Source organism: Streptomyces sp. NPDC007856, from assembly GCF_042868225.1.
Taxonomy (GTDB): Bacteria; Actinomycetota; Actinomycetes; order Streptomycetales; family Streptomycetaceae; genus Streptomyces.
Genome location: NZ_JBIAEC010000013.1, coordinates 267,421 through 279,313 on the forward strand (window position 1 = coordinate 267,421; position 11,893 = coordinate 279,313).

The following is an 11,893-nucleotide window of genomic DNA, read 5'->3' on the forward strand; positions in this document are numbered from 1 at the left end:
GATCCCCGGGGCAACTGAGCATCGCGCCCTAGGGCAGCTAACGCGAACATCCTCAGTATGATGCGCATGTACTCAGTTCACAATGATTCTTGTTCAAGTTCGGTACTCAGGCTGTCCATTGACGTCTACGAGGCATAGGCTCGTCAGTACAAGGGGCGACGGTCGGGGAGGGGGCCGCTCAATGCGGAAGCGCGGTGTCGCGCGTGTCCGGCCCGCTCAGGCTGCTGACTCCTGCCTCTGACCAGCCCGTCATGTCCTTGAGTCCTGCTCAGGCCACCGCACTTCGAGGAACATTCGTGAGTGAACTCGGCCCCGCCGGCAGAGTCCAGCCGGCGCGCCCCGGCGACCCCACCCGCATAGGCCCCTACCGCATCGTCGGCCGTCTCGGCGGCGGAGGCATGGGCACCGTCCATGCCGGAGTCACCTCCGACGGAATGCGGGTGGCGGTCAAGGTGGTTCACCCCGAGCATGCCCAGGACCCTGAGTTCCGGGCCCGGTTCAGGCGTGAGGTGGAACTGTCCTCCCGGGTCACCGGGCCGCACCTCGTCCCGCTGCTCGCCGCCGATCCGGACGCGCCGACACCGTGGCTGGCCACCGCCTACGTGCCCGGGCCGACGCTGAACCAGCACGTGAGCGCGCACGGGCCCCTCGACGAAGGAAGCCTCTACGCCTTCGCCGCCGCCACGGCACAGGCGCTGGCCGCCATTCACGCCGCGGGGGTGGTGCACCGCGACGTGAAGCCGCAGAACGTCCTCCTCACCCCCTCCGGGCCCCGTGTGCTGGACTTCGGCATCGCCCACGCCGCCGACGGCACCAGCGTCACCCGTACCGGGGTGATGACCGGCACCCCCGGCTGGATCAGCCCCGAGCAGTACCGTCAGGGCACCGCGGGTCCGGCGGGCGACGTCTTCGCCTGGGGAGCGCTCGTTGCCTACGCGGCCACCGGGCGGCTGCCGTTCGGGGTGGGCGCACCCGACGTGGTGGCCTTCCGTGTGATGTCGGGTGAGGCGGATCTGGACGGCGTCCCCACCGCCCTGCGCGGGGTCGTGGAGAAGACACTGTCCAAGGAACCCGCCGACCGCCCGTCGGCCGCCGAAGCCGCCCGTGAGTGCGCGGTCCGGCTGGCCTCCGAGGCAACCCAGGTGGGAAGCGCCGGCTCGAGACCGGCGACGGCCGTGGACATGGTCGCGGCAGTGTGGCATGTGCCGGCCGGGGATGATCCCTCATGGCATCTGACCGCGGGCCGGAAGCGGCCGAGGAAACAGCTGATCGGCGGCCTGGTCCTCGCGGCGGGCGTCATCGGCGGCCTGGCCGGAGGGGTGGCGGCGCTGCTGCCCGGGGACACGGGGACCGACACGCACGCGTCGTCGTCGGCGGCCTCGGCCTCGTCGTCCTCGTCGTCTTCTTCGGCCGGATCCGCGCAGCCGTCCGCGAAGACGGCGAAGGGCGACGCGGCGGCGAAGCAGCAGACCGCGAGCGGCGACTCGGCGACCGCGGAGAGCTGGAGCCAGGCGCGGGAGGCTCAGGGCGCGGGCGAGCACGACGTGGCGCGCGCGGTCCTGCACGACGAGGGTGTCGTCGCCCAGGAGCTGAGTGCCGGCGCCCACTTCTCCCCGGAGGCCGTGCGGTTCCACGAGTCGCGCCGGGAGGTCTACCTCTCGTACACGCTCAGCTCCGACGAGCAGGGCGCGATGTACGCGGAGACGGAGATCGCCAGGAACATGTGTCTGACGGCGCGGGATGTCGTACTCCGTCTGCACCCGGACCTTCCGTACCGCCGGTACGTGATGGTGAAGGAGGAGCCCGGCCGGGATCCCGAGGTCACCTGGCAGGACGACTTCGTCACCAACTCCAAGTGCCAGGTGGCAGCCGACGACGGCACCGGGCAGGACTCGAACGGCAACGCGCAGGACTGGGCACCGGACGAGAACGGCCTCGGTCAGGCGATGATCCCCAGTACCGACGGCGACGAGATCCGGGTCGCGGACCACCTCGCCCGGAGGATCATCCAGCGGAGCAACTCCATGCGCCAGGTCCTCGGCACCGATCGCGTGCTCGGCAACGCGGAGATCAAAGTGGGCTTCGACCCGGGCAACTCGGTGATGTACGTCTGGTCGGACTACGCACCGTGGGCCCAGGGCAAGGCCGAGTCATGGGCGGCCATGGCCGCCGGCGAGGCGTGCCGGGCTCTGGTGGCCCAACGGGAAGTCGCGGGTGACGCATGGCCGTACGCGCGCTACGCCGTGGCGCAGATCGGCGGCAACCACTACCTGATGATGCGTTGGGGCAACGCCACCACAGGGGCCGCCTGCCCTGCCTGAGCGGTAGGCCGGAGTTGAGGCGGGGTTGACCCTCGACCTTGTCGAGGGCCCAGAGTTCCGGGTGTGGAGAACGAGATGCGCAGCATCGGGGAGATGGCCCGGGACAGCGGACTGCGCGTGAGCGCGCTCCGGTTCTACGACCGTGCCGGCGTCCTGATCCCTGCATGGGTGGACCCTGTGAGCGGGTACCGTTGGTACGAGCCGGAGCAGCTCGAAGAGGCCCGGCTGCTGGCCCGGTTGCGCCGGGCCGGTATGCCGTTGGCGGATATTCGCCTGGTGCTGGCCGGTTGGGCCGGCGCGGACACGGACCTGGTGCGCGGGCTTCTGCAGGCGCATCTGCGCCGCCTCGAATTGGGACTGTCCGACGCCCACAGCGAGTTCTCCACCCTCCGAGCCCTTCTCGACCGCAGGGAGAACCCCATGAGGTCGCTCCGCACCGCCACCGTCCGGCTGTCCGTCCCCGCACCGGAGCTGGCCGCCGCGCTGGACGCGGTCCGTTTCGCTGCCAGTACCGACCCGGAGCTGCCGGTGCTCGGCGGAATCCTGTTCGACATCGAGGGCGGGGAACTCCGCGTCGTGGCCACCGACCGTTACCGGATGGCTGTGGCACACGCGGGCACCACTGGTTACGGCGGTCCCCGCGTGGAGGTCGTCGTGCCCCTCCCCCTCGCCGACGCGATGCGGGCGCTGCTGAGCGGCGAGGTACCCGTCCGGCTCGCCGTGGACGGTGACCGTGTGACGCTGGAGGCCGATGACCGCCGGGCGGTCGGCCAGTGCCTCGATCACGAATTCCCAGACTACCGCCGCCTGATCCACGTGCCCGCCGGGCGGCGGGCCCTCGTCGGCGTGACGGCCTTCCGGAACATGCTCGAGTCCGGCCCGGTCCGGGCGAGCGAGGTGCGCGAGCAGGACGGCGTGTCCTACGACCTCAGTGTGCTCAGGATGACGGACGACGGCACGGTCGCCCTCTGCGAGGAGGGCGACGGCGGCCACAACAACGTCGCCGTCAACCGCGAGTTCCTGCTGCAGGCGCTCGCCGCCGGGGCCAGGGACGAACTGCTCCTGGAGTTCGGCGCCCCCACGGCACCCCTCGCGATCCGCCGGGTCGACGACGAGCTGACGTTCTCGCTGCTGATGCCGGTCCGTCTGGAGGACTGACTCGGTCATCTCGACCACTGTGACCGCCTACCACCTGTGGCCCGGAAGTGGGCGGTCGCCGTTCATCCGGCCCTGCTGCCTCTTCCTTTTGCTCTTGGCGCTGCGTGCGGTAGCGGCCCGTGCGGACTGCTCGGACTTGGCGTTCTTCTTCTTGCCCTTCCTCGCTCCCTTGGCCAGGTGGCTCCGCAGCCAATTCCGGGCGTCGACGACCTCGGCGCGCAACTGAGCACTCTGCGCCCTGGACAAGAGGGGAATCACCTCCTCACCTTCCCTGATCAGCGCGGCCACGAGTCTGAGGGCTCGGTCGTTGCGCGCCGTTGCAAGGTCCCGTCGGAGCTTCTCCGCACGGTTGAGGTCACGAGCCTGGCGGTACCGGTCGTCCTGCAGAAGCTCGCCTCTGCTGTGCACGATGACGCGGGGCTGTTGCGGCGGGGCGCTGTCCGCAGCGATGTGACCGTCCCTGTCGATCTCGAGCCGAGGAGGAGGCGTCCGGGGCGGGGTCCCGTGCACCGCGAAGGCACGGTCCACCTCGCGTTGGCACCAATGTTTCAGGACGGCGGCCGTCGCCGGTGATCCACAGCCGACTGCCCGGCTCACCTGTTCGAGGTAGACCGGTGTGCCGCCCTCATCGGTTCGCAGCAACGCCGACAGCAGTGGCCTGCCTTCCCGTCCCGCCGTCTCATCTACCTCCACGAGCAGCCGAACCCGCTCTGCGTCGCAGATCGCCGACAGATCCAGGCCAGCGGCTCTGGACAGTGATTCCCAAGTCGGGCGTGTCCGCAGCCTCGCCGCACTCACGAGCGCTTGCCGCACGGCTGCCACCAGTTCCTCGCGCGACTGGGGCATCCGGGCGGCGCTGGGGGCGGGGACCTTCGGCACGGAGACGGCAGGCCTGGTATGGCGGCGAGGTCCCCTCATACCCGGCAGTCGTAGGCCCTCGGGCGTCATCACGCATGCGTCCAGCGGCACCCAGTCGGTGCTGCGCCGCGGATCCTCCGCGCGCAGGCGGACACGGCGTGCGGCGCCCTGTGTCTCGCAACGGAACCTGAGCAGGTAGCCGTGCACGTCGTACAGCTCCTCCATCGTCGCCGGATGTGCGGCACCCGGTCCGAACACCCAGTCGACAGTGACCGAGTCCCGGATCAGGCGCCCGGCGGCATCCGCCCATTCGGCATGGGCGAGTTTTCGGAACTGGAACCGTACGTGCTGGCGGGCCTCCCGAACCCGGAAGTCGACGGCGTCACCCGGGCCGGTGCCCAGATTGCGCAGCGAGGCGCGTGCCTTCAGCCGCCGCCGGCCGGCCCAAGCGGTCAGGTCGCCCTTGACGAAAAGGTGGTCGGCACTGCTCGCTCCGGTGGCCGTGCGGTGGCAGGAGGTGTGGGCGTGGTGAGCGAAGTGGCAGACCTTGTCCCGGTAAAGGCGGTCGGAGAGTTCGTTACCGCAGCCGCCGAGGAGCGTGCCGCACCAGTAGCTGTAGGTGGGGTGACGACGACGCCACCGAGCGAGTTCATCGGCGTCCGTCGGCAGGATGATCGCGCGGTCGGACCCTCGGCTGCCGATCACCGCGGTCTGCACGAGCCTGCTGTCCGCGTAGGTCATGTGCGCCCCCCTCAAGGCCTCGCGCCCGGGAATGCAGTCTCGACGCGACAGTCGCAGTATGCGCTCTGTGCACTGAGTTCACAAGACACCATCGGTCGGGCCACACAACCGACTTGACCACGAAGGTGCTACGGAGCGCAGGCGTATCGGAACGGAACTCCTGCACGCCTCTGCCTCTTTCCGTGTACCTGCCCCATACTTCGAAAGGGTGGCCCCGAGTTCGTCCGGGGCTTGGGGGTTGGGGGGCGATCGATGGCTGACGCACGTCTTCATTGGCTCCGCGAAGCCGTTTCCGTCTTCGGCTCGGAATGCAAACGGAACCTGACGGGTCCCGGTGACCGCGAGGCAGCCATCCGCAGCCCTTTGGAGCAGCTGTTCCGCACCATAGCCACGCACCACGCCATACCCGAGATCAGCTGGCACCCGGAGACCCGCATCCCACACCTCGGTGTGCGTCCCGATTACGCCGTACGCGTCGACACGAACGTGACCGGCTACATCGAGGTGAAGCGGCCGGGCAAGAGCATCGACCCCGGCTCCTTTACGGGTCACGACAAAAGACAGTGGGAACGCCTGCGGGACCTCCCCAACCTGCTCTACACCAACGGCACCCATTGGCGTCTCTTCCAGTACGGCGTGCAGATCGGTGAAGAGGTCGTGCTGCAGGGCACGTTGAAGAGCACCGGAGAGAAGCTGACCGCCGGCGACCTGGCCGCCTTCGATGCGCTGGCCCAGGCCGTGCTCAGCTGGAAACCGGCGGAGATCCGGCGCGTTTCGGTACTCGTCCAGCACATCGCGCCACTGTGCCGCCTGCTGCGCGAGGCGGTACGGGAGCAGTTGCGGGCCGAGGCCGGGCTGGACGCGGCCGACTCCGCCGCCGACCGTCCGTTCACCGGTCTGCGGAGCGACTGGCGCCGGCTCCTCTTCCCCACCGCGGCCGACGCGACCTTCGCCGACGGCTACGCCCAGACGGTCACCTTCGCGCTGCTCCTCGCTCACACCGAGGGCATCCCGGTGACCGGCACCAGCTTCCACGAGATCGGCCGCCGTCTCAACGCCGGCCACGCTCTGATGGGCAAGGCCCTCCAACTGCTCACCGACAACGTCAACGAGCGGTTCGAGGTCACCTTGGACCTGCTCGCCCGTACCGTCGAGGCCGTCGGGTGGGAGACCATCCGCCAAGGCAATCGGGACGCCTACCTCCACCTCTACGAGTCGTTCCTCTCCGTCTATGACGACGGCCTCCGCCAGCGCAGCGGCTCCTACTACACGCCGCACCAGGTGGTGGAGGAGATGGTCCGGCTCACCGAGGAGGTGCTGCGCACCCGCCTGGGCAAGGCACGCGGCTACGGCGACGAGAGCGTGCGCATCGTCGACCCCGCGATGGGCACCGGAACCTACCTGCACACCATCATCGAGCGGGTGGCACGGCAGGCGGCCGAGCGGTACGGCGACGCCATGGCACCCGACGCGATCGGCCGCCTCGCCGAGCGCCTGTACGGCTTCGAGCTCCAGATGGGCCCGTTCGCCGTCGCCGAACTCCGCACCGCCGACCTGCTGAAGAAGCACGGAGCCCAGCTCCCGCCGGGCGGGCTCAACCTCCATGTCACGGACACGCTCGACGACCCGTACGTCCAGGAGGAACAGCTCGCGTCCACGTATGCGGCGCTGTCGGTGTCCCGTGCCCGCGCCAACCACGTGAAGGCCAACGTCCCCGTCACCGTGGTCATCTCGAATCCACCGTACGACGACAAGGCCGAGAACCGCGGCGGGTGGATCGAGAAACGGGTGAAGGGCCAAGGCCGCCCTCCCCTCGACGACTTCCGGCATTCGGGCAACGGGCGTTACGAGCACGCGCTGAAGAACATGTACGTCTACTTCTGGCGCTGGGCCACCTGGAAGGTCTTCGACGCCCATGCGTTCGACCGCCACGGAGTGGTCTGCTTCATCACACCATCGGCGTTCGCCACCGGCCCCGCCGGACGGGGCATGCGCGGCTATCTGCGCAGGACGTGCGACGAAGGGTGGATCATCAGCCTGTCTCCGGAGGGCCAGCGACCGGACGTGGCCACCCGGGTGTTTCCGCACGTCGCCCAGCCGCTGTCGATCTGCGTCTTCGTACGGCGCGCTGACCACGACTCCGAGCGTCCTGCGCGCATCCACTACCGGGCGCTGCACGGCAGACGCACGGAGAAGTTCGCCCAGCTTCGGGCGGTCCACCTCGACGACGGGGGCTGGCGGGACGCGCACGCGCAGGGGGTACGGCCCTTTACGCCGGCCACCTTGTCGGGGTGGGACGACTATCCGGCGCTGGACGATTTGTTCCCTTGGGGCAGCCCCGGCAACAAGACCAACCGGTCGTGGGTGACCTCGCCCTCCGACGCCGTCCTGCGGCGCCGGTGGGCGCGTCTCACCGGTGAGTCCGATTCCGAGATGAAGGCGCTGCTGTTCAAGGAGACAGGAGATCGGCAACTCGGCAGCCGGCCCGCGTGCTTACCGGGGTTCGCGCACCCTGACCGGACCATGTTTGAGGAGTCAGGCACTCAGCCGCGGCTGCTCCGGATCGCCCAGCGCAGCTTCGACCGCCACTGGATCATCGCCGACAACCGGGTACTCGACCGCCCACGGCCGGATCTGTGGGAGTCCCTGCAATCCGGGCAGTTGTTCCTCAACCAGCAGAGCAGCCACGAGATCAGCGCCGGCCCCGCCCTTGTCGCCACCGCGTTGCTACCCGACACGCACCACTTCAACGGACGTGGCGGCAGAGTGCACCCCGTCCTCCATCCGGACGGCACCGCGAACGTGCCCAGCGGGCTGCTCCGGTACCTGGCAGGCGTTCTCGACGTGGGTGATGTGCCTGTGCACGACCTCGCGGCCTACGCCGTGGCCGTCGCCGGGCACAGCGCCTTCACGGAGCACTTCGCCGAGGACCTGCTCACCCCTGGAGTCCGCTTGCCCCTGACCCGTGACCCGGATCTGTGGAGGGAGGCGGTCCGCGTCGGCCATGAGTTCCTGTGGGCGGCGACCTACGGTGAGCATGCCATACCCGGTGAGGTGCAGCCCTCCGACCAGGACGGCGTCCGTTTCTCCCGGGGAGATGTACGGCAGGTGCGGTACTCGACCGGGATAGGCACCGAGGTGCCCGACACCCTGGCGTACGACGAGGAGCAGAGCACTCTGCACGTGGGCCCGGGTGCTTTAACGGGCGTGCCGCCTGGCGTGTGGACGTACGAGGTCGGCGGCATGCGTGTCGTGAAGAAGTGGTTCGGCTATCGCAAGGCGTCCCCCACCAGCCGGAGGACCAGCCCGCTCGACGACATCCACGTCACGGCGTGGCCGAGCCCGTGGACGGAAGAACTGATCGACCTGCTGTGCGTCCTCCGGCGGCTGGTCGACCTCGCACCCGCGCAGCAGGCGCTCACCACGAAGATCGTGAGTTCGCCGGTCATCACCGTCGCCGACCTCACATCGGCGGGCGTCCTCCCGCCGCAGCCGGGGGCCGGCCGGGCACGGCGCCGCGTCGTCCTGGACTTCGGTCAGACGGACGAGTCATGAACGGTCGCCGCCCGCCTCTCCCGTGCGCACATAGGCCTCCGCCTGCTCCAGGTTCCACGTCCCCTCTGCGAGTCGTTTCAGGGCGTGCCCGGTGAGACGGGGCGGCGCACCCCTCGACACGGTGTCCGCGAAGGACGCCACCGCGCTCAGACGGGCCGTCAGCTTGTCGCACTCGGCTTCGCGCAGGGTCGCCGCGCCGAGCGGAGTCAGCGCGAGGGCGCCTCGGTCGCCGCCACGTTGCTCGACCAGCCCGGACCACAGCAGCGTTGGCAGGGCGTCCCGGACCTCGTCCGTGTCGAAGTCTCGGGCCGCGTAGGACTCCGGCGCCGTCTCGGGAGCCGGGAGGTCACACAGGTCCAATTCCCGCAAGAGGTGTTGTTGGAGCGGAGAGAGTGGGCCGCTGGGAACGAGCATGCGCCCAGTATGGCCCGCAGCCCATGCCCTACCACTCCGAACCGAGGTGTTGATGATGCGATGCAGAACCCTGAAAGCACGAAAGCAGCCAAGGCGACCATGACGCCGCCCGGGATTTCCGTCCCCGCCCGTGAGGATGTGCTCGGCCAGGCGATCCCGTTCGATCCGGCGCGTTGGCTGACCCTTCTCCCCAGCCACGACTGGTGGCCCTCGGAACTCGACGGCTGCCGAGTGGAGGCAGGTCGACCAAGAGTCGACCGCAGCACAGTGTTCGGCATCGCCCGCCGCTCGGACACCACCGAAGGCCGTCGGCATCTTCTGACCGCCGCCCTGGTCTGGGGCACCGGCACCAAGGCCCAGTCGGTCGCCCGGCGCGCACGCATCTTCGAGGAGTGCACCCCTGAACACATTGACGCGCGCCTGGAAACCGGGCTGCGCATACTCCGGGAGGAGGGAGCCATCGCGGCGTATTACGCCTTCAACAACGACCACCGGATCAAGTACCTGGGCCCGGCATTCTTCTCCAAGGTGCTGTACTTCGCCGGTCACGAACAGTTCGTGGGGGCGCGGCGTCCTCTGATTCTCGACCGTTTCGTCGCCATCGCACTGGGGGCCGTCGACGCCGAGGAGAAGTGGCGCAGAGGCGGCTGGACCACACCGTGCTACGAACGGTACCTGGCTTTCGCACATGACCACGCACGGCGAGCGGGTGTCCTGCCGGACCAAGTGGAGGCCGCGTTGTTCGCCCACGGTAGGCAATTGACCGAACTCGGACGACAAGGCCCGAGGCGTGGTCGGCCAGCAGGCCGACCACGGCGGTGACATAGGCGGGAGCGCCGACAGACATTCCGAAGCCGGTTGCGATGCGGGCGAGAGCGTCCTGACGGCGCAGGTCCGTGCGCGGCCCTCGATCGAGATGTCCAAGCATTCTGGGAAATGTGGCAGGCCTGCTCCCCCTACGCCGGTGATGTTCGAGCGCCGGCTGGCCTTGCTTGGTCATGTCCTTCCGCTCGGTCCTGCGACGGGTACGGCGGTTGGAGCGCCACCGTGGCCCAGACGGTCTTCGTGTACGCGTCCCGGCGCTCCCAGCCCCAGCGTTCGGCGTACGCCTCCACGAGTAGGAGGCCGCGTCCCGCGGGGGCGTCGGGCGGCGTTGGCTCGCTGGTCTTGCGGCCGGGGAGGCGTTCCGGGCGGGTGTCGGTCACCTCGACACGGAAGGTCTCGGGCAGGTGGAGCAGCGTCAGGCGGAAGTCGCGGCCGGGGAGGCTGCCGTGGCGGATCGCGTTGGCCGCGAGTTCGGCTGTCACGAGGGCGACGGTTCGGGCGGGGTCGGAGTCGTACGGGAGGCTGGTCCACTCGGTGAACTGCTGGACGGCGAGTTGGCGGGCCAGCCGGGCGCCGCGTCTGGTGCTGCTGAAGCGCAGGGTGAGGTCGTGGGTGGGGGTGCGGCGCTGCGCCTCGTCGGCGAGGTGGGGCTTTGTCACGTCGTCAGCGTGACGGGGTGGAAGAGGCGGTGACCAGGTACCACGGCCGTACGTCGCGGGCGTCGTACGGAGGGCACGGTGTGGGGTGGCGTCGGTTGTACGGGGCTTGTACGGCCGTTGTACGGGTCTCGGGCCGTGTCCCTGTTTCTTCGGGCCGCGTTGGACATGGCCCCGGTGGTGTGCGGGGTGACGCGCGCTGCCGTGGGTGGTGTGGGCGGGGTCTGCTTCGGGACGGAAGGGCGTGGGCGCGTGACGACGGTACGGGATACGCGGAACAGGCGGGCGGTGAAGGCGAACGAGGAGGGGCCGGACCTGCCGGGCGTGTGGGCGGCGTACGGGGTGCTGCTGCAACACCTCCGCAAGCGAGCTGGGTTGAGCCAGCAGCAGCTCGGGGACGCGATCGGATACTCGCTGGAGCAGGTGGCCTCGGTCGAGCAGGGACGGCGGCCGGCGAAGGCGGCGTTCACGGCGGCGGCTGACCGGGTGCTGGAGGCCGGTGGGGTGTTGCTGGTGCTCCAGGACGAAGTGGACCGGGCGAAGTTGCCTCGGTTCTTCCGGAACTTCGCGGTGATCGAGGCGGAGGTGGTGAGCCGGTTCTCGTACGATCCGCTGCTGGTGCCGGGGCTGTTGCAGACAGAGGCGTATGCGCGGGCGGTGTTCGCCGGGCACTGCCCGCCGCTGAGCGAGGAGATTGTCGACCAGCACACGGAGGGGCGGCTCAGTCGGCAGAAACTGCTCACGCGGGTGCCGCTCGCCGAGTTGTCGTTCATCATCAGTGAGGAGGCGCTTCGGAATCCGGTGGGCGACGGGGAGGTCATGCGCGAGCAGTGGCATCGTCTGCTGGAGGTTGGTGCGTTGCGCAACGTCGAGGTGCAGGTCATGCCTGCCGGGCCTGGTTTCCACTCCGGTCTGAACGGGCCGTTCGTGATGCTGGAGACCAAGGAGCACCGGCATCTTGGATATATCGAGTCCCAGGAAGTCGGGTGCGTCGTCCAAGATCCGGCGGAGGTCAGCGCCTTCGGGTTGCGGTATGGCAAGCTGCGATCGCAGGCTTTGAACGCTGTCGAGTCTGCGCGGCTCATCGAACAGCTGGTGGGAGAGACGTGAGCGTGGAGCAGGTATCCGAGAACGTGAACGGGCTGCACTGGTTCAAGAGCAGCTACAGCGGGTCCGGCGGCGGCGACTGCTTGGAGGTGGCCGCAGGTGTGGACGCCGTGTACGTGCGGGACTCCAAGGCCGCGGGTGCCGGGCCGATGCTGCGGGTCGGCCGGGGCGAGTGGGCGGCGTTCGTGGCGCTCGCGGTGGAGTAGAGCGAGCAGGCTTCTGAGAGGAACAACGGGCTCGCTCAAATCACTTGGAGTG

Annotated in this window: 9 protein-coding genes and 1 pseudogene; 6 read left to right on the top strand and 4 right to left on the bottom strand. The window is 69.2% G+C overall.

Translation table 11 applies throughout. The annotated features are described in order from the left end of the window. Window positions 1-296: 296 nt before the first annotated feature. Together ACFYOH_RS29635 and ACFYOH_RS29640 are read left to right on the top strand one after the other, a co-directional pair. Entirely contained in the window at window positions 297-2,321 is a 2,025-nt protein-coding gene (locus ACFYOH_RS29635; protein WP_388631631.1) for a serine/threonine protein kinase, read from the top strand. 75 nt (window positions 2,322-2,396) lie between these two features. After that, window positions 2,397-3,479, top strand: coding sequence for a MerR family transcriptional regulator (locus ACFYOH_RS29640; RefSeq protein ID WP_388631634.1), 1,083 nt, complete (start codon window positions 2,397-2,399; stop codon window positions 3,477-3,479). A gap of 27 nt (window positions 3,480-3,506) precedes the next feature. Here the strand turns inward: ACFYOH_RS29640 and ACFYOH_RS29645 are convergent, their stop codons facing one another. Next, window positions 3,507-5,078 carry a competence protein CoiA family protein gene (locus tag ACFYOH_RS29645; RefSeq protein ID WP_388631636.1) on the bottom strand — a complete coding sequence of 524 codons (1,572 nt, stop codon included), beginning with the start codon at window positions 5,076-5,078 and terminating at the stop codon, window positions 3,507-3,509. A gap of 363 nt (window positions 5,079-5,441) precedes the next feature. On the opposite strand from ACFYOH_RS29645, the gene ACFYOH_RS29650 reads away from it, so the two are divergent. Further along, window positions 5,442-8,633 (top strand): type ISP restriction/modification enzyme, encoded by a 3,192-nt coding sequence (locus ACFYOH_RS29650; protein ID WP_388631639.1) that lies wholly within the window; start codon window positions 5,442-5,444, stop codon window positions 8,631-8,633. Here the strand turns inward: ACFYOH_RS29650 and ACFYOH_RS29655 are convergent. Beyond that, window positions 8,628-9,002 (bottom strand): hypothetical protein, encoded by a 375-nt coding sequence (locus ACFYOH_RS29655; protein ID WP_388631641.1) that lies wholly within the window; start codon window positions 9,000-9,002, stop codon window positions 8,628-8,630. The two genes, ACFYOH_RS29650 and ACFYOH_RS29655, sit on opposite strands and share 6 nt — an antisense overlap. A 144-nt stretch (window positions 9,003-9,146) precedes the next feature. On the opposite strand from ACFYOH_RS29655, the gene ACFYOH_RS29660 reads away from it, so the two are divergent. Then, the gene (locus ACFYOH_RS29660) at window positions 9,147-9,869 is read left to right on the top strand and encodes a hypothetical protein (protein ID WP_388631725.1); all 723 of its coding nucleotides are present in this window, start codon (window positions 9,147-9,149) and stop codon (window positions 9,867-9,869) included. On the opposite strand, the pseudogene ACFYOH_RS29665 reads toward ACFYOH_RS29660, so the two are convergent. Both ACFYOH_RS29665 and ACFYOH_RS29670 read right to left on the bottom strand, forming a co-directional pair. Beyond that, window positions 9,811-9,939 (bottom strand): annotated as a pseudogene (locus ACFYOH_RS29665) (IS5/IS1182 family transposase); the annotation flags it as partial. The gene ACFYOH_RS29660 and the pseudogene ACFYOH_RS29665 overlap by 59 nt on opposite strands. Window positions 9,940-10,003: 64 nt before the next feature. Further along, window positions 10,004-10,531 (bottom strand): ATP-binding protein, encoded by a 528-nt coding sequence (locus ACFYOH_RS29670; RefSeq protein ID WP_388631644.1) that lies wholly within the window; start codon window positions 10,529-10,531, stop codon window positions 10,004-10,006. A 285-nt stretch (window positions 10,532-10,816) separates the two neighbouring features. Between ACFYOH_RS29670 and ACFYOH_RS29675 the strand changes: the two genes are divergently transcribed. Then, window positions 10,817-11,638: a helix-turn-helix domain-containing protein gene (locus tag ACFYOH_RS29675; protein WP_388631646.1), complete on the top strand. Its 822-nt coding sequence runs from the start codon at window positions 10,817-10,819 to the stop codon at window positions 11,636-11,638. Further along, entirely contained in the window at window positions 11,635-11,841 is a 207-nt protein-coding gene (locus tag ACFYOH_RS29680; protein ID WP_388631648.1) for a DUF397 domain-containing protein, read from the top strand. Before ACFYOH_RS29675 ends, ACFYOH_RS29680 begins: the two co-directional genes overlap by 4 nt. Window positions 11,842-11,893 lie beyond the last annotated feature (52 nt).

Bases quoted from the DNA above. Each gene is read 5' to 3' on its own strand.
- ACFYOH_RS29645 (WP_388631636.1), bottom strand. From the start codon at position 5,078: ATGACCTACGCGGACAGCAGGCTCGTGCAGACCGCGGTGATCGGCAGC.
- ACFYOH_RS29640 (WP_388631634.1), top strand. From the start codon at position 2,397: ATGCGCAGCATCGGGGAGATGGCCCGGGACAGCGGACTGCGCGTGAGC.
- ACFYOH_RS29660 (WP_388631725.1), top strand. From the start codon at position 9,147: ATGACGCCGCCCGGGATTTCCGTCCCCGCCCGTGAGGATGTGCTCGGC.